Origin of the sequence: Herbaspirillum sp. Sphag64 (assembly GCF_014192645.1) — a bacterium.
In the GTDB taxonomy this organism is placed as follows: Bacteria; Pseudomonadota; Gammaproteobacteria; order Burkholderiales; family Burkholderiaceae_D; genus Herbaspirillum.
On record NZ_JACHYE010000001.1, the window covers coordinates 859255 to 885073 of the forward strand.

Genomic DNA, 25819 nt, shown 5'->3' on the forward strand with positions numbered 1-25819 from the left:
TCGCCGAATTGCGGAACGCCCAAACCTATCTGGAAAGTGGCGGGCCGGCAGATCGAATCTACTCTGGTATCGGCACCGGGAGGGGCTGCCGAAGTGCCTGCGCGATCATACAGATAAGAGAGAAGACTCCGATGCCCAGACCTATCTGGAAAGTGGCACCGTCACAAGGTGAATCAACTCTATTATCTGCACGAACAGGCAGTAACAGGCTTTGACACGGATAAGAGAGAAGATTCCCGGCACCCAGTCCTATCTGGAAAGTGGCACCGACGAAAGGTGAATCTGCTCTGCTATCCGCGCATCAGCGAATAAGACAAAGAACATACGACAACGGCGCCAATAACAACAGGCAGCACGCTAAGCGTTCAAAGGGGAAGATTTACAGATGAATTACTAAAACAGAGATGGCCTGTGATGACCAGAAATGCAGAAGAAATGCGGAGTAACTGTTAACCTTCACTTGGCAGCCAACTTGACCGTGTTATTTATTTTTTTTATTAACACTATTGACTGCCGACTTTTTGCTTCCCAAAAATCAATACCGAAATATAGCACAAGAATTCGCGCTGTGCAAAATATTTGCATAAAAATTCTCACACAGCGCGATTATTCCATTTCGCCAACTTTCCCGCACCTACACCAGTGCTGCCGCCAACACCCGCGCCACATGCAAGGCCTCACGCGCAGCACCATCCTGTATCTGATGACGGCAACTGGTGCCATCCGCCACCACAATGGTATCGGCAGATGCCTGACGTACCGCTGGCAACAGGGATAGTTCAGCCATTGCCATGGAGGTATCGTAATGCTCCTTCTCATAGCCGAAGCTGCCTGCCATGCCACAACAGGACGACGCCACCAGATCCACCTGCGCCAGAGGAATCCATTGCAACACTTGCGGTACCGGGCGTAAAGCGTCGAAGGCCTTTTGATGGCAATGACCGTGCAATAGTATCTTCTTGCCCGATAACGGTTTGAGCTTCAATGCAAGGCGGCCGGCCTGATGCTCCTGCAACAGGAATTCTTCAAACAGGAAGGACGACTGCGCCAGCTGCTGCGCCTCATCACCATAACCATACTGCAGGAACTCATCGCGCAAGGTCAGCAGGCATGATGGCTCCAGCCCTACCACGGCTACCCCGCGCTGTACGTAAGGCAACAAGATATCAAGTGTACGGCGCGCCTCAGCCTTTGCCTCTTCAACCAACCCTGCGGCCAGATACGTGCGGCCGCAACACAGAGGGCGCTCACCATTGACCGTATTGAAATGCACGGTATAACCGGCAGATTCCAGCACCTGTTGCGCGGCCCGGGCGTTTTCCGGCTCAAAATGATTGTTGAAGGTATCGACAAACAGCAATACCTCTTTACCGTCAACACCAGAGGGCGAGGTCAGCGCATTACCGAGAAACGGCTTCCGAAACCGCGGCAAGGAACGCTGCGGTGCCAGCCCCAACCAGTTCTTTGCCAGAGTCGACAGCAAAGGAATCCGCTGCGCCAATGCCAGTATGCCGCCAATCTTTGCTGCTTGCCCTGCATACGCTGGCAACTGCGCCACCAGCCGCTCACGCAAACTCACACCATGACGTCCAACCCATGCTGAGCGCGCCTCAATCTTAAGCTTGGCCATATCCACTCCGGTAGGACAATCGCGCTTGCACCCCTTGCACGAGATGCACAGATCCAGCACCTCCTTGACCACCGGACTGGCCAGCCCATCTTCATCAATCTGCCCCGACAGCGCCAGCCGTAAGGTATTGGCACGCCCACGCGTGACATGCTGTTCATCGCGGGTGACACGATAGCTGGGACACATCGTCCCAGCATCAAACTTGCGGCAATGACCGTTGTTGTTGCACATCTCGACTAGCTTGGCGAGCCCTCCACTGCGATCGCCGCCACTACCGGGTGCACTCTCCTGACCGCTCAACGGATGGCGTTTGACGTTCCATGCCGACCAGTCCAGCGCTGGCGTATACGGCAATTCACGATAACCAGGCGGGAAGCGGAAGTTACTGACATCATCCATCTTCGGTGGCCGCACGATCTTGTCCGGATTGAGACGATTATCGGGATCAAACAATTGCTTGATCTCAGCAAAGGCAGCATTGAGTCGCGGACCATATTGCCAGGCCACCCATTCGCCGCGACACAAACCATCACCATGTTCACCGGAATACGCGCCCTTGTACTTGCGCACCAGTACCGCTGCGGCTTCGGCAATCTCACGCATATGCTTCGCACCATCGCGTCGCATATCCAGAATCGGACGCACATGCAAGGTACCGACACTGGCATGCGCATACCAGGTGCCTTCCGTACCGTATTTGTGAAACACCTCTGTCAAGGCACTGGTGTATTCGGCCAGATGCTCCAGTGGCACAGCGCAATCTTCGATAAAAGACACCGGCTTGCCATCCCCCTTCATGCTCATCATGATATTGAGCCCGGCCTTGCGTACTTCCCACAAGGCTTTTTGCTGGCTTGCCCCCGGCATCTCGACCACGCTACCCGGCAACCCTAAATCACTCATCAACTCACCAAGAAGCCTGAGTTTTTCCAGTAACGGCTGCTGGGCTTCGCCAGCAAACTCGACCAGCAGAATTGCCTGCGGCTGCCCGCTCAAGGCTTGCTCGATCACCGGCCTGAAAGCGGGATTGCTCATCGATAGATCAATCATCGTGCGGTCCACCAGCTCCACCGCAGTAGGCCCGAGCCTGACGATATGCTGGGTCATATCCATGGCTTGATAAAAGCTCGGGAAGTTCACCACGCCCAGCACCTTGTGCTCCGGTAGCGGCGCCAATGCCAGTGTGATCTGACGGGTATGCGCCAGGGTTCCCTCCGAACCGATCAGGATATGCGCCAGATTGGCGACACCATCATCGGTGTAAGCACGCGGATTTTGACAATCGAAAATATCAATGTTGTACCCCGCCACGCGACGCAAGACCTTGGGAATGTTATCGACGATGTCGGCCCGCTCACGTCGCGCAATCCCCTGCAAGCCTTGCACAATGCCAGCCACACGCGGATGACCAAGATCCATCTCCGGCAGACGCTCGAATCGCGCCTCAACACCATCGGCCAGAATTGCATCAATGGCCAATACGTTGTGCACCATGTTGCCGTATTCAATCGAGCGAGAACCACAGGAGTTATTCCCCGCCATGCCGCCGATGGTGCATTGTGCCGCCGTCGATACATCGACTGGAAACCACAAGCCATGCGGTTTCAGCCAGGCGTTCAGATGATCAAGCACCATCCCCGGCTCCACCGTCACGGTGCGCGCCACAGCATCGAAATCAATGATCTGGTTCAGATACTTGCTGTGGTCAATCACCAGCGCCTCGGCAACCGTTTGCCCGCACTGACTGGTACCGGCACCTCGCGCCAGCAAGGGCAAGCCGTGCTGACGGGCGATATCCAATGTCAGGCGCAGATCAGCCTGATCACGCGGCACCACCACACCAAGCGGCATGATCTGGTAGATCGATGCATCGGTCGCATAGCGACCACGGTCAGCCAGACCGAACAGCACGTCGCCACGCAGTTCCTGTTGCAGTTGTTTGACGAAAGTCGGCGCGATGGCAGCGCCCCGAGTGCCCGAAGGCACCAGATGAATTGGCTTGATCAACATGGATTTTCCTGTTCAGATTCAGAAGGCAAGGCTGTTATACGCCTACTTTCATCGGCTTGTGCCGTGCCGATGGCAACTGGGTTTCAAACTTCTGGTCTGGCTGCAGACGGTAAGCCAGCACCATACCCAAAGCCATCAACAGCATGCTGCCCAGGAACGGCAATTCCCAATTACCGGTACGATCAATCACGAAGCCTGACAACACCGGCGAGATAATCGCCGCTAGCGCGGAACCACTATTCATCATGCCGCTCGCAGTACCGGCATACTCCGGTGCAATATCCATCGGTAAGGCCCACATTGGACCGATCGTCATTTCCGCAAAAAAGAAACCCGCACTCAAGGCCAGCGTGCAGATCGTCAGATCATGCACAAACAACAACGGCAACAAGGACAGCAAGGTCAGGAACATGCAAACCGACACCATGATGCTGCGCGCCTTGCGCAAGTTACCGGTACGCCGCAAAATACGGTCACTGATCAGGCCGCCCAGCGTGTCACCAATCACACCCGCAAGAAAAACACTGGAAGCAAACAGCGCCGACTTCTGAATCGCCAGGTTGTAGCTATGCAGAAAATATTGCGGAATCCAGCTCAGGAACAACCACAAGGTCCAGCCATAACAAAAGTACACAATCGTGACCGGCAACATGCGCTTGAATAATGGCCCCCAAGGCACCTGCGGTTTGCTCTTGCGGGTGGCTGGCAAGTCTGCCAGTTCGGCTTCGGTAATGCGCGGATGCGCAGCCGGATCCTCCGTAAATACCAGCGCCCAGACGATCACCCATACCAGACTGAAAATGCCGCAGATATAAAACGCCTGACGCCAGCCATAGACACTCATGACCAGCACAATCGCTGCGGGGGCAACCGCATTGCCAACCCGTGAAAATGCATGCGTAATACCTTGCGCAAAACCGCGCCTGTCCTTCGATACCCAGCGCGACATCGCCGTCGTCGCCGCCGGGAAAGTAGCTCCCTCTCCAAGACCGAGCAGTAGCCGCGCCAATAACAAGGACACCAGACCGCCCGCCAGACCGGTCAATATCGTCGCCACCGCCCATAGCAAACCACACCAGATGAGCGTGCGGCGCGCACCAAATTTGTCACTGACCCAGCCACCGATGATTTGAAACACCAGATAAGGATAGGCAAACGCAGAAAACACCAGACCGATCTCGGTCCTCGACAAACCAAACTCAGCAGCAAAACCGGCTGCCGCGGTACTGACATTGACACGGTCCAGATAGGTAATGAAATACATCAGGCACAGCATCAACAACACGATGCTGGTCGCTCGCAAACGTAGGGCTCTCATTGCTTGTCTCCATGATGGGTGAAGCGGCATGGTCCGACGCGTTCTATGCGCGTTTTTAGCACTTGCTGCGTGTGTACTTTGCAGGTGCTGCTGGTGCATGGTCGATGCCGCACTTTCGGTCCGGGCAGCTCAGCCCGGCCGACTCAAAAGCGTTATCAATAGCGCGGTACGGCAGCTTCGGCGCTGCCGTACCGGCATGCAGGTTTCCGCTCTAGGCGATCTTGCGCAACTGCTGCTCATGCTGCTGCGCCATCAGTTGTTGCATGGCCGCTGCCACACCACTACCAGCCAGCTTCACACCCGCCTGCTGCAGGCCCATTTCGCAACCGGCCAGCGTTGCCATCAAGGTCAATTCATTGGCTTCGCCAAGATGACCAATCCGGAACATGCGGCCCTTCATCTTGCCCAGACCGGTGCCGAGCGACATGTTGAAATTCTCGTAAATGGTTTTACGGATCGCATCGGCATCAAAGCCGGCCGGCGTCATCACACCCGTCAGCACCGGCGAATAGACCGCCGGATCAGCACACTGAATCTGCAATCCCCAGGCATTGACCGCTGCACGGCACGCAGCAGCAAGGCGCTGATGACGCGCAAAAACATTGTCCAAACCCTCGCCCAGAATCATGTCTAAGGCTTCCGACAGGCCATACAACAAGTTGGTATTGGGCGTGTAAGGCCAGTAGCCGCTGGCATTCATTTCAATGATTTCAGTCCAGCCCCAGAAGGCTTTCGGCAACCGCGAATGCTTGCTGGCTTCCAGTGCCTTTTTCGATACCGCGTTGAAGCTGATACCGGGTGGCAGCATCAAGCCCTTCTGCGAACCCGACACCGTCACATCAACACCCCACTCATCGTGGCGATAGTCCGCCGAGGCCAGACCAGAAATGGTATCCACCAACAGCAACGCAGGATGCCCCGCTGCATCAATGGCGCGGCGCACCGCAGCGATGTCCGAAGTGACGCCGGTCGAGGTCTCGTTATGCACCACGCAGACCGCCTTGATCTGATGGCCGCTGTCTTGCCGCAAACGCTGCTCAATCGCCTCAGGCTGCACCCCCCGCCGCCAGCCCTCGATACCGGGCAAGCCGAGAAACTCCGGCTGCAAACCAAGTGCTTCAGCCATTTTTTTCCAAAGAGTGGCGAAATGACCAGTCTCAACCATCAAGACGTGATCACCAGCACTCAGGGTATTGGTCAGGGCCGCTTCCCATGCGCCGGTGCCGGAGGCTGGATAAATCACAACTGGTTGCTCGGTCTTGAAAATCTTCTTGATACCCGCCAGCACCTGCAAACCCAAGGCGCCGAACTCCGGGCCACGATGGTCGATGGTGGGATAACTCATGGCACGCAGGATCCGGTCAGGAACCGGGCTTGGGCCAGGGATTTGCAGGAAGTGACGACCGGCGGGATGAAAATCTAACTTCAACATGAACTCCTCCTTTGAGAATCGAATTGGTTACCGAACTGACTGCAGCGAATATGCACTTACATTTTGTATTTTGAATACAAAATACTTTATCAGCCAATTTATGGTCGGTAAACAGATTTCTCTGCTGCGCAGCGGAAGAAATGCACTAAGCTCTATCAAAAATCGCTTACATGAATAATTAAACCCATTAAATACAATAGGTTAAAGAATTTTCTCGATGCAGAAAAAGCAATGACGAAGACCTGTAACATGGTCATTTTTCCAGCCATGGCGGTCGTGTTAAAATACCCACGAGTAGGCAATTAAGGATTTTGAATGCAAAATATGGAAGCCAAACAAGAAGCGGCCCAGGAAATCAGTGCCCCATCCGGCCTGACCAAGCTTACCCGCCAACACCTGCACGACAGCGTGGTCGAGCATCTGCGTCATTTGATCGTGGAGGCGATTCTGCCGGCTGGCACCAAGCTCAATGAACGAGAGCTATGCGAGACGCTCGGCATTTCCCGCACACCCTTGCGCGAAGCATTGAAGGTATTGGCTGCAGAGGGCTTGATCGAGCTCGCCCCCAATCGCGGCGCCTCGGTCTCTAAGATGTCCGAAACCGAGATCTGGGAAACCTTTGAACTGATGAGCGCGCTGGAAGCGCTATCCGGAGAACTGGCCTGCGAACGCATCAGCGCGGTTGAACTGGCAGAAATCAAGGCCCTGCATTACGCCATGCTCTCCTGCAAGGCGCAAAATGATCTATCGGGTTACTACAGCCGCAATCAAGAGATTCATAACCGCATCAACGCCGCCGCCCGCAATGCGGTGTTGAGTCAGACCTACCTGAGTCTGAACCGGCGCTTGCAGGCCCTGCGCTTTAAATCGAACTTTCATCAAGATAAATGGGATCGGGCCGCCGACGACCATGAAAACATGATCAAGGCACTGGAAGCGCGCGATGGCAAGGCACTTGCCGCGGTATTGCGCAAGCACTTGCTGGACAAACGCGACGCCGTATTGAGCGTGCTGGCCGAGATAGCCTGAAAAGCAAAAACGCAAGCCTGATGAACTACATTTCCGTTTTTGTTTGATGCTACGCCAGGCCTGTCGCCTCGCTCCACCAGCCTAAACCACTAAATAGAGCACCAACTGCCTCCGCTGTTTGAGTGGGTTGCAGTCGCCCACAGCCTTGCCTGCAGCACCAGGAAGCACAACATTCAGCGCGAAATAAATGTTTTATTTGCAAAAACTAGAAAAACAAAACAACAAATTGCTCGATTTAAAACATATAAATTGATTTTTTGTGTTATTTGGTGATATTGTTATTTAACGGTGAATTTAATAGCCATCCGGCTAATTGACTTCTGGACGCCCCGCCGTTGGGCGCACACGACTTAGCACTAGATGGAGGATATATGGCCCGCGCTGACACTATGGACCTCATGCTCAATATTTTTGAAACCAGGGCGAGCGCGCTGGACGCAGCAGGAAATGACGAAGGATTACACGAAGCCAGCACCCGCCTCGCCACCTGGATCGAAAGTACCGAGGGCAAGCTAAGCCAGCGCGAGCTCATCGCATTGATTCACATCGGCGCGATCGTCTTCCGGGAAGGCGTGCGGCAGTGGGATTGATCCGATAGCAATCTCCAAGAAAAACAATCCGCGCCTGCCACATTCTTTCTTTATTAATTTCTGCAATAAAGAGAAGGGGTTCTCCAGCCTTTGTTGCGACCAATGCATCCTTCAGGAGCGCATGACAATACTGTTCACCTAAACAAAAAGCCCGCATTTCAGCGAGCTTTTCTGTGTTCCTATGAGCTATTCATTGCCCAAATATTTAACTCTTCAGGCAGGATAAATACTAAAACCAACAGGAGAAATTCTGGCAATCGTCTTATGGCCTTCCGCTACTGGTGCCATTACAGAAAACGGGTCCCTGAGGCTATACATGACAAGCATATATTGATTAGAAGTATAAGTAACAGAGCCGCTGAATTGGATCAGATACTCTCCAGAGTCATCCGTAGACACTACTAAGTCATTTAGTGTGCTATTGGTTTTGTCATAATTCAGATACCCGTCCGAAAACGACCAATCTGTAATAGTGCTAGTGATATCGACACTTTTCAGATTTCCTTGCAACTGTTTGGGGACCGCAAAAGATCCCTGAGTATTCAGTGCTGTTGTGTACTGTGGGTAATCTGGATCAACGTAATCAAAATGACCGCCAGTAAAATTATATGTTTGCGCCATGACAGTAGTTAATTGAGGTTAAGGATATTAACTCTCCCACACAATTTATTAGTCTGCAAGTTGATACAAAGTGCCTATCCAATAGCTGCCTCCGAGTAGGTTTTTATTGCCCGCGCTCGTGGGCTTTTTTGAGCCTCTGATTGCTTGATCGGGGCCAAAGAAACTTGGTTCGTTTAGGTATATGGCACCAGGCTAATTCCGGGTATTGAATCACACATAAACGGCCATATTACCAATTTGCGATTAGTACCTCGCGAGGTCAGCGTCAGTTCACCCGCGATTGTCACCAAACACATTCGGATTTGCCTGCATCTTGCCGCGAAAGTAGGACGCGATACCTAGCACTGGTGCCATGTTTCGTAGAGCAATTGAAGTTGGGACGAAACAGTTCAGTAACGACATTGATGTGTTCGAGCTTGAGAAGCGCATCCATAAACTTGCCAGCGATGATCGAAGGGTACGCGATAAAAGGGCGTAAACGTGAAAAAGCCCCCGCTAACTACTCGGAGGCATTCGCCGGTGACTCGCACCATTGTGTTTCACTTTTGTCTTCTGCCAACATTGCCCGGATATCCGGAAAATATTGGTAGGCACGATTGGACTCGAACCAACGACCCCTACCATGTCAAGGTAGTGCTCTAACCAGCTGAGCTACGCGCCTAACGAAGAAGCGAGATTATAGGGGCAATTTTTCTTTTTGGCTAGCTTTCTGAAAAATATTTTAAAAATAATTTCAAAAGCCTTTTCCAGCCCGCCCCCAGCTATCTCACACTCACTCCTGCAACCCTTACTGCCTGCGGGCTTCCAGCACACCCTTGACGTCGCGGATCACCGTCAAGGCCTTTTGCAATTGTGCGGTAGAGGCAATTTCCGCTGTAAAGCCCATGCGCGCCTGCCCCTTCACACTCTGCGTACTCACCCCAATGACATTAATCTTCTCACGCAAGAAAATTTCTGAAATGTCGCGCAACAAACCCTGGCGGTCACCCGCCAGGACAAAAATATCGACCGGATAGACCGTATCCTTCTCCGGCGTACCCCAATCAGTCTGAATCACACGCTCTGGCGCCTTGGCGCTCATCTCGACAAAGTTCTTGCAGGTCAACCGATGAATCGATACCCCCTTGCCTCGCGTCACAAACCCGACAATGCCATCCGGCGGCGCTGGCTTGCAGCAACGCGCCAACTGCGTCATCAAGCCATCGGTACCCACCACCAGCACGCCAGACTTAGCACCCTGCACGATACTCGACGCCCGGCTCTTGCGCGTGATCGATGCCTCATCCGCTTCCTGCTGCTTGTCTTCCTCGCCCTCGTGCAGCGCATTCTCGATCTGCCGCGGACTAAATTCATCCTTGCCCAGCGACAGACATAGATCATCGACTTTGCCAAAACCCAGCTTATGCGCCAGCTCCTCCAGATTGACGGCCGTCTTGCCTTCGCGCTGCAGGGTCTTTTCCAGAATGGCGCGGCCATGGGCCAGCGTTTCCTGCTGCTCAATGGCGTTGAACCAGGCGCGCACCTTTGAGCGCGTACGTGCACTGACGGCGTAACCCGGACTGAGCCAGTCACGTGACGGACCGACGCCAGGACCACTCTTAACAGCGATCACCTCCACCGTCTGGCCATTCTTCAACGGCGTATTCAGCGGCACCATCACGCCATCCACTCGCGCCCCGCGACAACGGTGACCAAGGTCACTGTGCAGGTGATAAGCGAAGTCAATCGGCGTTGCACCACTGGGCAGCTCCAGCACGCGCGCCTGCGGCGTCAGCACATAAATACGTTCATCGAGGGTAGTCGACTTGAGCTTTTCCACCCAGTCGCGACGCACGTCTTCCTGCTCCACGACGGCATCAGCCACCTCACTCTTCCAGGCCAGTAACTGCCGCAGCCAGGCAATCTTTTCATCGTACTTCTGCGCAGCAAAATTGGAGCTGCCACTTTCCTTGTAACGCCAGTGCGCCGCCACACCATACTCAGCGAAACGATGCATCTCACGGGTACGGATCTGCACCTCCAGAGGGCGACCATCTTCGGCCACCACCACCGTATGCAATGATTGATAACCATTGGGCTTGGGCCGGGAAATGTAGTCGTCAAACTCCTTCGGAATCGGCACCCAGATGTTATGGATAATGCCCAGCACGGTATAGCATTGCTTCACATCGTCCACGATGACGCGGAACGCCCGTACATCGTAGAGCTCGGAGAATTCCAGATCCTTGCCGCGCATCTTGTTCCAGATGCTGTAAATATGCTTGGGACGGCCCGACACCTCAGCCGTGATGCCGGCACTCTTGAGCTCGGCATGCAAGCGGTCAATCGCCCGTGCCACAAACTCGGCACGCTCGATACGCTTCTCTTCCAGCATCTTGGCGATGCGCTTATAGGTCACCGGCTCCAGAAAGCGGAACGACAAATCCTCCAGCTCCCACTTCAGCTGCCAGATCCCCAGACGATTCGCCAGGGGCGCATACAGATCAAAGGTTTCACGCGCATATTGCGCAGTGGTCTGGTTCTCCAGCTTCTGCTCGGCAAAATAGCGCAACGATGCCACCCGCGACGCCAGCCGCACCAGCACCACCCGCATATCTGACGCCATCGCCAGTAACATCTTGCGCAGGGTTTCCACCTGCGCCGCGGCGTGCTGCGCAGCATTTTTGCCGCGCATGACTTCTTGCGGATACGCAAAGGTCATCCCGTGGAAGCGCATCAACTGGCGCACTCCCGCCACCAGATCGGCAATATCCTTACCGAAACAATCCTCGATGGTGCCAGCGATGTCCAGATTGATCACATACAGCTCAAACAACAAACCGGCGATACGGGTCTCCGCGTCGACGTTCAGCGACGCCAGCACCGTCACCACCTCTTCAGCAAACGCTAATGCGTCCTGCCCGGTAGCGATGGACTTATTACGATAGATAGGGGCGACAAACGCCCGTGCCTCGATCACCCGGGCACTGTCTTCCGGACTTAATCCAGCGATGAGGGAATCAACAACCTCTTGCGATGCGGCGACTACGGAAACCATGAATCCTTGTTTTTACTTTTGTGCAGCGACGATAATAATTTCGACCAGCAATTCTGGACGGGCCAATTTGGCTTCCACGGTAGCACGCGGTGGCGCATGACCAGCAGGCACCCAGGCATCCCAAGCAGCATTCATGCCTTCGAAGTCCTTGATGTCGGCCAGATAAATCTGGGTCGACAAAATATGCTCTTTGCTGCTGCCAGCCTCAGCCAGCAAACGGTCGATATGGCCCAGCACCTCGCGGGTCTGACCTTCAATCAATTCGGAAGTCTCTTCCGCAATCTGCCCGGCCAGATAGACCGTACCGTTGTGAATTGCCACCTCAGAAAGGCGTTTACCGACGTGAAGACGTTGCACTGACATGATGTTTCCCTGTTGAAAATATTGGTTGATGCGCTCAGACCGCAGCGCCTAGCAAAAAGTCCCTGGCCAGCTTGATCTGTTCGGCCTGCACGAAAGTCGGTGCATGCCCTACCCCCGGCACCTCCACCAGCGTCGCACGCGGGCCACGCTGTGTCATTGCCTGCGCCACCTCCGGCAACAGCAGATCAGACGCTGATCCACGCACCAGTAAGGTCGGACAGGTAATGGCGTCATAGGCGGCCCACAAAGCCGCCTCACCCATACTGGCAGCCTCCGGCGTCATGGTCTTGAACGGTTCGGCCAGAGCCAAATCGTAATGACGGCGCCACTTGCCCTGCTCATCCTGACGCAATACATCCGACGCCAGCTTGTGCCATTGCTCATCCGTATGCGGACCAAAACTGGCCGAAATGGTGCGGATATAGAGCGCCGCCTCATCAAAACTGTCGAAGCGTATATCCTGCCCGATGTACTCGCCGATGCGCGCCAATGCCGACGCATTGATCGACGGCCCGATATCGTTCAACACCAGACGGCGAATCGGATTCTCTGGCAACGATGCCAGCGCCATCCCGATCAATCCGCCCATGGAAGTCCCGAACCAGTCGACCGTCTCCGCATCCAGGCGTGCCAGCAGGCACACCATGTCGCTTACGTATTGCGGCACCACGTAATACTGCGGATTACGCAACTTGCCGGAGCGGCCACGGCCGACCACATCAGGGCAAATCACGCGATAGGTCTCGGCAAACTCCCGCGCCATGATGTCAAAATCATCACTCACCCGGGTCACGCCGTGCACGCACACGAGCACATTCGGATTATGCGGATCACCCCACTCCTTGTAAGCCATGGTGTGCAAACCGGCGGGAGAGATGCATTGCACTGTTTTCAGAGCAGCCTGAGTCATATTGACAGCCTGGGTCAAAATAGAAAGTAGCGACATTTTACTCTGTGCAAGCCCGCTTTTAGCTTGCTGCCAAAGGAGAAATCAGACAGAGAAATGGGGCTACCAAACGACGGGAATGCGCCAGCAGCCCCAAAAATGTCAGCAGAAATGCCAGACTGCGTCGAGATTTGACTGGAACTTAGCGAAGTCGCTGCTATAATGCCTTCCTTTTTCGGGGGTCACCTCCCCGGAATGCTGCACCAGCAAGCTGCCTGAGTGGTGAAATTGGTAGACACAGCGGACTTAAAATCCGCCGCTTACCCGAGAGGGGGCGTACCGGTTCGATTCCGGTCTCAGGCACCAGAAGCACGTTTTAAGACGTCCAAAGATATTCAAAAACCCGCCTCAAGCTCAACGCTGACGCGGGTTTTTTGTTTCAGGAGTGTTTTTAACGTCCATTGACAGCCAGATTCTTTGACAGTACCTTTGACAGTACCCCGATCAGTTTTAACAGTATACGGGCCTCACCTCAGAGATAGGCGCTGTCACCATGCCAAAACTAGCCACTCCACTGACTGATATACAAGTCAAGAACTCGAAACCAAAGGCCAGCCCCTACCGGCTGACGGACGGTGGTGGTCTTTACTTGCTGGTCAATCCTGATGGCGCTAAGTATTGGCGTATGGACTACCGTCACGCTGGAAAAAGGCTGACGCTGGCATTTGGCAAATACAGTCAGAGTGGGCCTGTTTCGCTTGCTGATGCCAGGAAGAAGCGCACAGAGGCAAAGAAGTTACTCGACAATGGGATCGACCCCGGCCAGTTCAAGCGGGAAGAGAAGCAAGCCAAGGCCAACGAAGCAGTAAACACCTTTGAGCGAGTAGCCCGGGCGTGGCTGAGCAAGTCTGCAGCCAAGCGCGCAGAAAGCACGCACAAGAAAAGCGTCACCCTGCTGGAGCAAGACATTTTCCCGGCGATAGGCCAGATGCCGATATCTGCCATCAAACCCACCGACGTTCTGGAAGCACTACGCAAGATCGAGCGGCGCGGCGCACTGGAAACGACCAGCAAAGCCCGGCGATTGTGCAGCCAAGTTTTTAAATATGCGGTGGCCGAGGGTTTGATTGAGCGCGATGCTACGGCTGATATCGGCGGCGCGCTGGCGACCGCAGAAAAGAAGCACTATGCAGCCATCACCGACCCCAAGCAGGCCGGAGAGTTGATGCGCGCAATCGCTGGGTACCAAGGCAATATCTACTCAGTCGCTGCGCTCAAGCTCTCCCCTTTGGTGTTCGTTCGCCCAGGTGAGCTGCGCGCCGCGGAGTGGTCGGAAATTGATCTGGATGCCGCCGAGTGGCGCATACCTGCCAGCAAAATGAAAATGAAGACTGACCACCTGGTGCCGCTGTCCACGCAAGCCGTGGAGATATTGCGTACCGTTCAGGCGGTCAGCGGTCGGGGTAAGTACGTTTTCCCTAGCATCCGCACAGGTGAGCGCTGCATGAGTGAAAACACCGTAGCAGCAGCACTACGCAGAATGGGATACGACAGCGAAACCATGACAGCGCACGGCTTCCGGGCAATGGCGCGCACCATCATGGATGAGGTGCTGGGTGAGCGGGTGGACCTGATCGAGCACCAACTGGCCCATGCGGTGAAAGACCCGAACGGGCGTGCATACAACCGCACGGCACACCTTCCAGCACGACGCCAAATGATGCAACGCTGGGCTGACTTCCTCGACAGTCTCAAGTCTGGCGCAGAAGTCATACCGTTTAAGGCAGCATAGCGCCTACAGTTTTGCCATGCCTACCGCGACGGCGGGAAAACAGACTTTTGCCCCTTTGGTCTGCTGGCATGGCTTCCGAGTTAAAGGGGTAAGGGGTTAGACATAAAAATGAAATCAACTTTTTCACTTATCAATGCTGAGCATGATGCAAAGTTCATTAGCTACAGGGAATTGATGGAGAGACTCGCAGACGCAAGCGGGGATAGCTATTCACAGATAGCAAGAGCGCTGAAGCTCAGAAAAACGCATGAAAGAAACGCAATTTGGCGCGGCGGTAAAGAAGGTGTGTTCATCAAGGATGAGCAAGGCTATTATCTCGCTAATCTTCTGGATGCAACGATAGAGGAAAATACTTTACAAGCGGTATATGATGGCTGGGGGAATGAAATCTCATCGCCGGAAAGCTCTGGATGGTGGCGAGATGCTCTAGCATTTGATTTGGAAGTTATTGAGGGATTCTTAACCCCTAATTTATTAGAACCCCAAATTCGCTCCGGCTTACAGACTCAAAACAGCCTACCCAAAACAGATGCTGAGATAACGGAAAGATTAAAACGTACTGAGCAAACTTTGGCCGAGGCTATGAGCCAATCGGAGTCATTAAAAATACAGCTTGGGGAAGCACAAAAAACAATCGATGATTTGCGCCGAATCATCGGTGATCAAAGTGCCATCGCACCTCACAATACGCACTTAATGAAAATCGCTATCCAAGCACAACGCGACTACTGGGGAAATCCAGAGTCCCCTCCAAAACAGGAGGTTCTGATTGGAGAATTAATGGAAAAATACAGTCTATCAGAGCCTGAGGCGCGGGCCGTCGAGCGGGTAGCGTGTCCAATAAATCGTAAAAAATAAATTTTACCCTCAGGGTAAGTTTCCAGTGCTAGCACAGCTTTCCGCCCACCCTAAGGGTGGATATTGCCATTTACCCTAAGGGCAATATCGCTTGCCCTTAGGGTTATGAGCAGTCCTAACCTTGCAGCCATGTCTAACAACCACCCAAGAGGTGCAAACATGGCTGCAATCGTTCTCCGACTTCCACAAGTCAAGGCCAAAGCTGGTCTATCCCGCAGTGCAATCTACTCCTTAGAAAAAACCGGCGACTTCCCCGCCCGTATCCCGCTGGGTGCTCGCTCAGTCGGATGGCTGGAATCTGAGGTGCAGGCGTGGATTGAAAGCCGCGTAGCAGCCCGTAAAGGGGCGAAATAATGGCCTCCCGACTCGAATCACTAGCCGCAATCCTCAAGGCCATACCAGGCAATGACAGTGCAGCCCAGCGCACCCGGATGCTGACAGCAATGGAGCGCCTGGGCCACATCACCACCTTTGAGGCTTCGCGCTATCTCGATTGCTACGACCCGCGCCCTCGTATCCATGAGCTACGCGGACAAGGCAAGCGGATCAAGACCATCATGCGCCAAGAGCAAACAGAGAGCGGTGTGCATCACTCCGTTGGCGTGTACATCCTGGAGGGCCGCATTGATGCATAACGCAAACCGTTTGACGCCCTCCCCTGCTTGGCCTGATAATCGATTCGTCCCCGAGAAAGAGGGGAACGGGTTTGGCGACCTGATCAACACAACGCGCACGGGCCGCGCAATGCGGCTTTTTTACGTGCGTTCGCTGTCGCATGTCCCTATGGGTGGCGGTAGTGGGGATACCTTCGGGTATGCCGGTTTTCCGTTGTGTACCGGTTCGCCAACCCCGCTATTTGCCGCCCACCCGTTTGGCGACGGGAGCGGCTCCAACATCACACAACGGAGTCAGCCATGACATGCACCAACACGCCTAAACAGAAGCAAACCCCTCAATTCACCAAGCCGACCGGCCCAACCACCACGCACGCTGTCATTACTGAGCTTTGGGAACGCGCCCAAGGAAGCATGAGCCAGGATGATCTGCAATGGTTTTCCTTCGCAGGTGACCAAGCAAGCTGCGTCATGCTCAATCTGAGGCAGGTTATCAACGGCATTGCCGGTCTTATCGATGCAGACAACGCTCAAGTCAGCGCGGGAAACTTCCAGCACAAGAGCGATATCGTGCCTCTCCTGTATTTCATCGAACAATCACTCAGCACGATTGATGCAATGTCAGAGATTGGGCGAGAGGCTGATTACTTTCTGAGAGCCGGTGCGAAGGGAGGCGCATGATCGCAACCCTATCAAGCATAGAGGCGCAATTTGGTGAGGCGATGGCCGCGTATGGCCTAGCGCCGCCTGAGATTGTGGCTGACGGCCAGCGGCACCGGTTTGACGGGCCAGAGGACAAGCGCGGCAAGAAATCAGCCTGGTACGTGCTCTACTCCGATGGCGTCCCGGCTGGTGCCTATGGCGATTGGAAGCTGGGCATCTCCGAGAAGTGGAGCGGCAGGCCCGATCAAACCCTGACGCCGACAGAACGGGCCGAGTATCGCGCCAAGATCGAGAAGGCTAAACAGGTGGCCGAGTTTGACCGGCTGGAACTGGAAGCGGCAGCGGCCAAGGCGTGCACCGAGATTCTGGCGGCTGCACGTGATGCTACCGACGATAACCCCTATTGCCAGAGTAAGGGCATCAAACCCTATGGGCTGAGGGAGTTCAAAGATAAAAGGACCTTGATTGTCCCGATCCGTGACGCCAGCGGCAAGGTAACGAGTGCGCAGTTTATCGATCAGGATGGGGCTAAGCGGTTCAAGAGCCACGGCAAGATCAAGGGCTGCTATTACAGCTTCGGCGGCAAACCCGTCGATACCCTGCTGATCTGCGAGGGGTTTGCTACTGGTGCCAGCCTTCATGCTGCGACAGGCTGGCCGGTGGCAGTGTCTTTCAACGCTGGCAACCTTGAAGCGGTGGCGCTGGTCCTACGCGGCAAACTCCCCGATATCAAGATCATCGTCTGCGCGGATAACGACCAATTCAACGAGGGCGGCAATATCGGCATCGAGAAGGCCACAGCAGCAGCGCTGGCCGTGGGCGGCTATCTGGCAGTCCCCCGTTTCAGGGAAAAGCTGCAAGGTCAGACTGACTTTAACGACCTCTCCCAAAGTGAGGGGCTGGGCATCGTCAAAGCACAGATTGAGGCCGCACAGATGGTGCAGCCCGACCAGGTAGAAGTAGTTCGCACTGAGTTGGTTCGCACTGAGGTTCGCACCGAAAGCAGACCCAAGACTTGCCGCTATGGCGATGGGCGCTTTGAGTTATCAATGTCTCGCGGCGTGTTCTATGTCGGGACTGATAGCCAAGGTAATAGCACTACCCCGCAATGGATCTGCGCACCGCTGGAGGTAATCGCCAAGACGCGGGATACCAAAAGCGGCGCATGGGGCCGTCTGCTGGTCTGGCATGACGATGACGGTGTGAGGCACCAGCAATCTATCCCGATGGAAGCACTGCAAGGCGATGGCATGGACATGCGCCGGGAACTGGCAAGCAATGGGCTGGCTATCACCACCAGACGCGGCACCCGCGACCACTTGGCGACCTATATTCAGGTTTGGCCGGTTGACGCCAGAGCGCGAAGCGTAGAGCGGCTGGGATGGCATGGGCCGGTCTATGTGATGCCATCGGAGTCTATCGGGCAGGAAAGTGAGGTAGTGGTTTTCCAGAACTCTCACGCCATCGAACCCGCCTTTTCTACTGCTGGCACCTTAGAAGCCTGGCGCGATACCGTGGGCAAGCTGGCTGCTGGAAACTCCCGCCTGGTATTCGCCCTGTCTGTTGCCTTCGCTGGGCCGCTGGCGGATATCGCTAATGAGGACTCGGGAGGCTTCCACCTTCGCGGTGGTTCGTCATCCGGCAAGACAACGGCCCTCAAGGTGGCAGCATCGGTATGGGGTAGCCCCAGCACTTACCCGAGGCTTTGGCGCTCTACTGCCAACGGCCTAGAGGGACTGGCAGCGCTGCACAATGATGGCCTGCTGATCTTGGATGAACTGAGCCAGATTGACCCCAAGGAGGCCGGAGAGTCGGCCTATCTGCTAGCGAACGGTCAAGGCAAAGCCAGAGCGTCCCGTACCGGTACCGCCCGTCAATCTTCCCGCTGGCGTGTCCTGTTTCTATCTGCTGGTGAAGAGTCGCTATCTGCCCTTATGGCGCGTGCTGGCAAGAAAACCAATGCCGGGCAGGAAATCCGCCTGGCTGACATCGAGGCCGACGCAGGCGCAGGCATGGGCGCGTTTGAGGTACTGCACGATCAACCGACACCGGCAGCGCTGGCATTGGCAGTCAAGGAAGCCGCCATACTCAATCACGGCACCGCTGGCATTGCCTGGCTACGCGCTATCGTGGCTGATCGTGATGCGCTGGCTGAGATGATGGCCGACAGCCTCAAGCAGTTTGTCAGTGAAGCTGTCCCCGAGGATGCCGCTAGTCAAGTGCTGCGAGTGGCCCAGCGTTTTGCCTTAGTGGCCGTTGCCGGTGAACTGGCGACCCACTACGGCCTGACCGGCTGGGAACAGGGAGAAGCAGACCGGGCAGCACATAAATGTTTTGCCGCATGGCTACATGCCTTCGGTGGCACCGGTAACCGGGAAGAGAGAAACGTCTTGTCTCAGGTGCGCGCCTTCTTCGAGGCACACGGAGCAAGCCGGTTTGAGGATATCCACGCCACCAATGACACACGGATCATTAACCGGGCCGGGTTCTATCGTACTGGTGAGAATGGGGACCGTGAGTTTCTGGTATTGCCCGAGGCTTTCAAGCGCGACGTATGCAGCGGGTTTGACGTCAAGGCGGCAACGGTAGCTCTATTGGCTGCTGGATGGTTGCAACCGGGCAAGGATGGCAAGGCATCCCAAAAACCACGTATCCCGATTCTGGGCAGCACCACCCGGTGCTATGTGTTCACCAGCAAGATGTGGGAGGGGGAATAATGCGCCTCGACTTCTCAAAGCTAACGCGGAATCAGCAAAAAGTAGGTGGGACAGGTGGGACAAGTGGGACAAGCCCTGTTTATAAGGCTTTCAGCCGTCCCACCCCCTCAGAAACTGGTGGGACAAGGTGGGACAAATTGGCAGAATCACAAGATTTTGTCCCACCTGTCCCACCTGCCCTAAAAATAGTGGGACAGCGCAAACCCGCGCCAATGCTGGTTGTCCCACCTGTCCCACCTGTCCCACCACAAAAACAGTGTTCCGCACTTCGTCATCAAAATGACGGGGTAGAGAGCAAAGCCCTGTCCGGTGACGTCGATCTGATCCGTAAGTTTATGGAGGTGGACGGCCTGACTTTGGAGGAAGCACAGGCAATGGCAGCAATCAGCATCAAGCCCAGATCGCCAGATGAATGGCTGGCGCTGATCGCAGAACTTGACCAGGCAATCGAGGCTTATTGTCTGGCGGCGGGTTTGCCTGATGATGCGCGGGTGCAATTGCTGGCGGTGCGCAATCGGCAGTCGCTTGCATCGATCCCCGAATCACTGGCGTGGTTTAGGCGCGAGGTAGAGGCATTACAGCAGCAGGCCCAGCCAAAGCCGCCAGAGCCACCCAGAGAGCGCATAGAGCGGTTTGCCAGCAGGGACACTGCCAAGGCAGCGGAGCGGCGTCTGATGCTGGGGTATCGGGCAATGCTGGAGCAGGACAGGCGCAAGAACGGCTGATGCTGAGTGTTCCGCGCGCGTGCGCGAGGCCGGACGAAAGCAGGCATTGGAAAACAATCAAAATAAATCAAACGGCACGGGCTGGTGTGTTCTATTTTGGAACGTACCAGTTTCTAAGCAACCAGATAGGGGCGCAACCGTTGCCGGGCGCGGGGCTTGATGTTTCTAAACAGGCCAATATCTAAACACGGAGGCATGGTAGATATGCATAGGTTGACATGCCCTTTACGGAAGGCAACATCTAAACACTAAGGCGCAGTAGATGTACTGTGTATTTATACAGACTCGAATCAGTGAAGGTGTAAAGATGCAATTGAGAAATACTTTATCGAAAGCTCTGCCCTATTTGCTGGGCGTATTGGCCGGTCTTGGTGCTGGTCTGCTGCTGATGTTTCTTGGCGGCGCTCTGCCGTGGGCCTTCATTGCTGGCAAGGCGTTCGCATAGTCGATTTTGAAACAATCCCATAACGCGCGCGCGAGGGCTGATATTCGCGGACCAATACGTGCGCGTACTGGTCGAAAAATGCAAGGTATCCACTCAGGTATCCACGGTTTAGGCGTGCTGGCGATGATGCAATAAGACCGGCTAGTAGCAGGTTTTGACCAAGCAAGGAAAAAACCCGATCCGACATGCCCACTTAGGGCTCTTCGATAAGACGCTGAGGGCTGGATGCCCAGAACGGGCTAGCAGATAAGTGCGCACCCTATCGTGCTGCAAGCGGCTCAGGGTTTGATCTGGTGGCATGGCATGGGCTGAATAGGTGCGCAGATAGGTGCGCGTCAAACGCAACTTTGCGCGGGTCAGATAATGCCTTACCAAAAACTTCATTTTGAGGGGATTGATCCAGGCGACATTGATGGCAGAATTACGGAATTATCCATAAGAAAGAAAAATCAAATTGAATCAGCTATCACGGCATCTCGTGCTCCACGCTTCAATCATCCTTTTTGCGGCGCTTGTTTTCGGCGCTCCTTACGCTCGCTCTATAAAGCAAAACGCGGAGTTGCAAATAATCAATTCTTGGAGAGTTGCCCACCAGTCATTAACAATTGGCGCGTTATTGCTTTTCGTAATGGCCTACGTGTTGCCTATGCTGCTTGTTCCCAACCTTTTAAAAGTCACGATTGCAGTATTTTTTATCTTGTCAGGCTACGCATTTACTATTTCCACGCCACTGGCCGCAATTACCAAAGATAGAGGTCTTTCGGCAGGTGCATCCGGGCTTGCTCGCCTGGTTTACGTTGGAAATATTATTGGTGCGTTTACTTCATTAATTGCTGCACTACTCCTTGTTTTTGCCACCCTGTTCTCAACCTAGTCGCGCACATCCTCTCCTTACTCCAAGCATGGGGCGAAACGGCCACGACTTGACCAAACTTTACCTTTTGGCGGAAAGGCCGTAATCCACAAAACTGAGGAAAACTAGAGAAGGAATGATTTTTGACAGTATCAGTGACAGTATCTGGAGATTCATAAAATCATGAAGCCTTTACTGACAGTGCTTTCAAGCCACTTTTCGATACAGGTCTCACACCAGTAAAGGCTTTCAGCCTGATGCGATACTTTCAAATTGAAGGGTCGTAGTTCCGCAAAAGTACCTTAGTCATCTACAGTCCTCAGTGCTCTGATGAGCAAGCTCCAGTTAAAGTGGCCGTAATATTGCACCCAACCTCTGAGAGTCGGGCGAATTTGTTGCGCCACCTCGTCCAGACTTAACGTCGTCTTCAGATGCAGCCTCCAGCTTCGTATTGTCTGCCGCATGGCTTTGTTCGCTGTGGGACTGACTGCCGGTGCGAATCGCGCAAATATTGTTCCTCGTTGACTATTGCTCACCCAGCGGGGCCGAAACTCGTAGCCGAGGAAGGAAGGCGATTACGCGGCGTCTCTGGAGACCGCGCAATGGCTGATCAATCTGAAATGAATTTGAGCAGGTGACTGGCGACTTCATCCGGACACTCTTGCATCACAAAATGTCCGCAATCGGCCAGCACATGGCCTTACACGTTCCTGGCAATGCCCTTCATGGTGTTCAATAGCGACAAACCCACGCTAGCTTGCTTGCAAGCTGCTCTTGGCTTCATCGAATTTAAGCAGTATTGAGGTCGTTTGTTGAATCAAACTTTTCGTACAGACGCACAATTAACTAGGGTGTATCCTCAATCTGCTGACGAGTGGGTATTCGTCGACGGAAGTTATGTCCGCGCTCACCAGCATGCAAGCGGAGCTCGGCATGGCGAAGAACGCGCCATTAGAAAATCCAGAGGAGGTGCTACAACCAAGATCCACATGGCAGCTGACGCGCATGGAAATCCGGTTGATTTTACGGTCACTGGGAGTGAAGTCCACGATGCCAAAGCTGCGCCAGAACTGATCAATAAAATCAAGGTGGCAGAAAATCTGATAGCTGATAAAGGCTATGATTCAGAGGCAATCCGTGAACAGGTAAGGCAGGCGGGAATGAACCCTGTGATTCCACGTAAATCTAACAGTACAAAGCCGAACCCTCAATTCGATGCACATCTTTACAAGCAGCGCCATCTGGTAGAAAACCTGTTTTCCAGACTGAAACATTTTCGCAGCATCGCAACACGGTTTGAAAAACTTGCCAGAAATTTCAAAGCGATTCTCTTTCTCGCTTGTACTTTTATCTGGCTTAAATTGAATTGAGGACACGCCCTAGTCATGCTCCGGCGATGTTTTAGGACCTGTTCAGCACCGATAAAGCAGGATCCCCCACCCCAAGCACCCCAAGCACCCCAAGCACTCAAAAGCCCCAGGTCAAATTAACCCGAATACCATTGTCATGCACACCACTGCCGACCTGGCCCGTATAAGCAATATTCAAGGTCGCATTTTTCGCCACCGCCGCATCCACCGACAACTCCAGCAGCGCCGTATCGCCAGCCACCGCCACACCATTGGTCGTAAAGGTCGTCGAACCCGCCAGATTCACCTGACTGGCCGGCAGCGTGTCACCGAAGGCATGACGCCACCCCAGCATCCCATGCGTTGTCCACGGCTTACCCTCCACCTCGAAGCTGGTCGCCGCCCGCACCCCCAGCGTCGTGAAGGTCGTGGTCATGTCGCTACTGCGCGCACTCAGCGCTGCATACGAGCCGCTTTCCGTAAAACCATTAGTACTCTCCTGCACCAGCGACACATTGGCGAACGGTTCGAAATCGACTTGCCCATGATGCAGCGTGTAACCCAGCTCCCCAAATACCTGCGTCGTATTGCCCTTGTAGCTGGCATTGAGCTGGTCGCTATAACCGGTAAATGCCACCGCACGACTACTGCTGATGTTGTGCCAGGTATAGCTGGTACCCACCCGCAGACTCAGCGCATCCCATTGATTACCCGCATACAGCCCCAGCGTATAGTCGTCACTATCGGCCGACGACGACAAATCACCGACCCGGATCCTGGAATGCGTCACGCCCGCCAAGGCCCCCACCCGCCAGTCATCACTGACGTGCGTATCGGTGCCGACAAACATGCCGCTGATGGAGCGGTCCGCGCCCGCCGCATTGCCATCACTGCTGGTACTGCCCCAGGAGCCAAACACCCGGCCCCAGACCTGCGACGCATCCGGGTTGACCATGCCCAGTCCCAGATAAGGTTCGCCCTCGATATCGGCGGCGGCAATATCACTTTTAGCACCGCCCGTCGCACCAAACACCTGGCGCAGCCGGTCATTGGCCACATCGCGCTCAAAGTGACTCTGCTCCATGAACTGCGACTGCAACGATGCATGCATTTCACCGGTCAACTGGCGAAAGGCATTGCGCGCCTCCTCTTCGCTACCCAGCAGGGCCACCGCCTCTTTGAGCGGATTGCCATCGGGCAGACTTTGCAAGGCATCGGCGATGCCGCGCTGATTGGGCGTGGTGGCGATATCCACAAAGCTGACGTCCTGCAACACCGTCAGATACACATTCTGACTATCATAGGAATCCTCCAGCCGGGTAAAGGCACTCGTAATATCCCCCGTCAACGCGTAAGTGCCGGTGAGGGTGCCAGTCGCATTGAGCACCTTATATTTGGTATCGAGGATAAATTCCATCGGGTCCAGCTTTTGCACCTGCAATATCGCCCCCGGGGCCAGCGTGACATCGCCATTGACCTGCAACAGATCGGCACCACTGCTGGCCGGATCCACCCGCGCCCGATAGATGGAACCCGCCTGCTGCGTCAAATTACCCGCGATGGTCAACGTCGATACACTGCCCGGTTGACTCGGGGCAATCGTGCCGCCACTGTTGATGGTGGTCGCGCCAACCGTACCGTAGCCCGATAGCGTCGCGCCACTTTGCACCTGCACGTTCGAGTTGCTCAGCGTCCCGGTCACCGCCAGCGTCCCGGCAGCGACCGTGGTGGGCCCCGATAGCGCACTGTCGTAGAGCAGCGTGAGCGTACCGGCACCTTCTTTGGTCAAGCTGCCAGCGCCGATGATCTCATTACTGAAGTTGGCATCCGTACTCTGATTGATGACCAGTGCGCCTTCAATATCCACCGTGCCAGTCCCAAAGCTGCTGGCCGAACCAATCAGCGTACCGGCACTGATCGTGGTGCCGCCGCTATAGCTGTTGACCCCGCTCAGCGTCAGGCTGGCGGTGCCACTCTTGCTCAGCTTACCGTCACCGCTGATGGTCCCGGCAAACGTCGTAGCGCTGCTGTTATCGACCGTCAGCGTCGCCGTCCCCAGCGTCACATTGCCGGCCCCTGTCAGATTATTGGCGGTTTGATTGTAGTTATTCAGATCCAGCGTGGCATTGGCAGCAATAGCGACCGCGCTGCTCTGGGCCAAGGCATCGACGATCTCTGTCTTCACGGTCCCTGCCACGATGTTAGTGGCCCCGGTGTAGGTATTTTGTTGTGACAGAATCAGGGTGCCGTTCCCCTCCTTGGTCAGGGTCTCACCATCCCAGCCATGCACATTGCCCGCATTCACCGGTTGATTGGCAAGGCTCACATCAAGGTTAAAAACCGTGCCATCAGCAAGGGTGAACACGCCATTGCTTTGCGTCGCATCAGCCAGCCAGGTCAGCCCTGCGCTCAGGTAATATTGCCGCGCGGTGCTCAAGGCGCTGGCAGCAATGGTGATGTAGTCAACCGTACTGGTGGCACCACCGTAGGTGATGCTCTGGAAGGCGCCGCTGATGGGGTTGGCAGACGCGATCAGCAGGTACTGAAAGCTATTCAAACCGCTGGCACTGCTCCCTGTCACATAACGCACGCCCGTGATCTCCAGCGTACCGCTGAGACTCACATTGGTGGCGCTGATCTCGGGCTGGCTACCGCCAACCGCCAGCGCCAGCGTACTGCCGTCGGCCTGCACGAAGTTGCCGCCGACGTTCAGTGTGGCACCGGCGGCCAGCGCGGTGGTCGCACCGCTGGCGGTGCTGTAGTTGCCGCTGGTGCTTAAAGCCACCGACGGCGCCAGGTTCAGGGTACCGGCATTGACGTTGACGCTGCCCACACTAGAGCCCGTGCCACTCAAGGTGAGTGTCCCGATGCCATTCTGATTCAAGGT

At 54.8% G+C, this 25819-nt stretch carries 21 protein-coding genes, 2 tRNA genes and 1 pseudogene; 14 read left to right on the forward strand and 10 right to left on the reverse strand.

Features of this window, described 5'->3' with window-relative positions:
- Positions 1–634: 634 nt before the first annotated feature.
- The 3 genes from FHW66_RS03880 to FHW66_RS03890 form a co-directional block, all read right to left on the reverse strand.
- Entirely contained in the window at positions 635–3640 is a 3006-nt protein-coding gene (locus FHW66_RS03880) for an FAD-binding and (Fe-S)-binding domain-containing protein (protein ID WP_183378386.1), read from the reverse strand.
- A gap of 34 nt (positions 3641–3674) precedes the next feature.
- Complete coding sequence (locus FHW66_RS03885) at positions 3675–4958, reverse strand: MFS transporter (protein WP_183378387.1); 1284 nt, start codon at positions 4956–4958, stop codon at positions 3675–3677.
- A gap of 211 nt (positions 4959–5169) precedes the next feature.
- Positions 5170–6390, reverse strand: a complete 1221-nt coding sequence (locus tag FHW66_RS03890; protein ID WP_183378388.1) for an alanine--glyoxylate aminotransferase family protein — start codon at positions 6388–6390, stop codon at positions 5170–5172.
- A gap of 315 nt (positions 6391–6705) precedes the next feature.
- Here FHW66_RS03890 and FHW66_RS03895 point away from each other — a divergent pair, with 315 nt between their 5' ends.
- Entirely contained in the window at positions 6706–7419 is a 714-nt protein-coding gene (locus FHW66_RS03895; protein ID WP_183378389.1) for a GntR family transcriptional regulator, read from the forward strand.
- Positions 7420–7790: 371 nt separating this feature from the next.
- A complete protein-coding gene (locus tag FHW66_RS03900; protein WP_183378390.1) occupies positions 7791–8009 on the forward strand; it encodes a hypothetical protein in 219 nt (72 codons plus the stop codon).
- Between the two features lie 213 nt (positions 8010–8222).
- On the opposite strand, the gene FHW66_RS03905 is transcribed toward FHW66_RS03900, so the two are convergent.
- The 5 genes from FHW66_RS03905 to FHW66_RS03925 all read right to left on the reverse strand — a co-directional run bounded on the left by FHW66_RS03905 (position 8223) and on the right by FHW66_RS03925 (position 12940).
- Positions 8223–8630 carry a hypothetical protein gene (locus FHW66_RS03905; protein ID WP_183378391.1) on the reverse strand — a complete coding sequence of 136 codons (408 nt, stop codon included), beginning with the start codon at positions 8628–8630 and terminating at the stop codon, positions 8223–8225.
- Between the two features lie 584 nt (positions 8631–9214).
- Positions 9215–9291 (reverse strand) — tRNA-Val (locus FHW66_RS03910).
- Between the two features lie 126 nt (positions 9292–9417).
- Positions 9418–11667, reverse strand: coding sequence for a bifunctional (p)ppGpp synthetase/guanosine-3',5'-bis(diphosphate) 3'-pyrophosphohydrolase (locus tag FHW66_RS03915; protein ID WP_183378392.1), 2250 nt, complete (start codon positions 11665–11667; stop codon positions 9418–9420).
- Between the two features lie 12 nt (positions 11668–11679).
- Complete coding sequence (locus tag FHW66_RS03920) at positions 11680–12030, reverse strand: RidA family protein (protein WP_183378393.1); 351 nt, start codon at positions 12028–12030, stop codon at positions 11680–11682.
- A gap of 34 nt (positions 12031–12064) precedes the next feature.
- The gene (locus FHW66_RS03925) at positions 12065–12940 is read right to left on the reverse strand and encodes an alpha/beta fold hydrolase (RefSeq protein ID WP_183378659.1); all 876 of its coding nucleotides are present in this window, start codon (positions 12938–12940) and stop codon (positions 12065–12067) included.
- A gap of 249 nt (positions 12941–13189) precedes the next feature.
- On the opposite strand from FHW66_RS03925, the gene FHW66_RS03930 reads away from it, so the two are divergent.
- The 11 genes from FHW66_RS03930 to FHW66_RS03980 all read left to right on the forward strand — a co-directional run bounded on the left by FHW66_RS03930 (position 13190) and on the right by FHW66_RS03980 (position 21604).
- Positions 13190–13282, forward strand: a tRNA-Leu gene (locus tag FHW66_RS03930).
- A gap of 187 nt (positions 13283–13469) precedes the next feature.
- A complete protein-coding gene (locus tag FHW66_RS03935) occupies positions 13470–14708 on the forward strand; it encodes an integrase arm-type DNA-binding domain-containing protein (RefSeq protein WP_183378394.1) in 1239 nt (412 codons plus the stop codon).
- 108 nt (positions 14709–14816) lie between these two features.
- A complete protein-coding gene (locus FHW66_RS03940) occupies positions 14817–15566 on the forward strand; it encodes a hypothetical protein (protein WP_183378395.1) in 750 nt (249 codons plus the stop codon).
- A 159-nt stretch (positions 15567–15725) separates the two neighbouring features.
- Complete coding sequence (locus FHW66_RS03945) at positions 15726–15920, forward strand: AlpA family transcriptional regulator (protein WP_183378396.1); 195 nt, start codon at positions 15726–15728, stop codon at positions 15918–15920.
- Positions 15920–16201, forward strand: a complete 282-nt coding sequence (locus FHW66_RS03950) for a helix-turn-helix domain-containing protein (protein WP_183378397.1) — start codon at positions 15920–15922, stop codon at positions 16199–16201. The genes FHW66_RS03945 and FHW66_RS03950 overlap by 1 nt, the downstream gene beginning before the upstream one ends.
- Positions 16194–16484, forward strand: coding sequence for a hypothetical protein (locus FHW66_RS03955; RefSeq protein ID WP_183378398.1), 291 nt, complete (start codon positions 16194–16196; stop codon positions 16482–16484). The genes FHW66_RS03950 and FHW66_RS03955 overlap by 8 nt, the downstream gene beginning before the upstream one ends.
- A complete protein-coding gene (locus FHW66_RS03960; RefSeq protein WP_183378399.1) occupies positions 16481–16861 on the forward strand; it encodes a hypothetical protein in 381 nt (126 codons plus the stop codon). Before FHW66_RS03955 ends, FHW66_RS03960 begins: the two co-directional genes overlap by 4 nt.
- The gene (locus FHW66_RS03965; protein ID WP_183378400.1) at positions 16858–19560 is read left to right on the forward strand and encodes a DUF927 domain-containing protein; all 2703 of its coding nucleotides are present in this window, start codon (positions 16858–16860) and stop codon (positions 19558–19560) included. The genes FHW66_RS03960 and FHW66_RS03965 overlap by 4 nt, the downstream gene beginning before the upstream one ends.
- Positions 19561–19934: 374 nt before the next feature.
- A complete protein-coding gene (locus FHW66_RS03970; protein ID WP_183378401.1) occupies positions 19935–20285 on the forward strand; it encodes a hypothetical protein in 351 nt (116 codons plus the stop codon).
- Positions 20286–20592: 307 nt separating this feature from the next.
- Entirely contained in the window at positions 20593–20730 is a 138-nt protein-coding gene (locus FHW66_RS03975; protein WP_183378402.1) for a hypothetical protein, read from the forward strand.
- Positions 20731–21184: 454 nt separating this feature from the next.
- A complete protein-coding gene (locus tag FHW66_RS03980) occupies positions 21185–21604 on the forward strand; it encodes a hypothetical protein (RefSeq protein ID WP_183378403.1) in 420 nt (139 codons plus the stop codon).
- 281 nt (positions 21605–21885) lie between these two features.
- Here FHW66_RS03980 and FHW66_RS21170 read toward each other — a convergent pair whose 3' ends face one another.
- Entirely contained in the window at positions 21886–22047 is a 162-nt protein-coding gene (locus tag FHW66_RS21170) for a group II intron maturase-specific domain-containing protein (protein ID WP_183378404.1), read from the reverse strand.
- A 375-nt stretch (positions 22048–22422) separates the two neighbouring features.
- Here FHW66_RS21170 and FHW66_RS03990 point away from each other — a divergent pair.
- Positions 22423–22953 (forward strand): annotated as a pseudogene (locus FHW66_RS03990) (IS5 family transposase); the annotation flags it as partial.
- Positions 22954–23050: 97 nt separating this feature from the next.
- On the opposite strand, the gene FHW66_RS03995 reads toward FHW66_RS03990, so the two are convergent.
- The coding region (locus FHW66_RS03995; protein ID WP_183378406.1) for an autotransporter domain-containing protein at positions 23051–25819 on the reverse strand (2769 nt) is incomplete at its 5' end.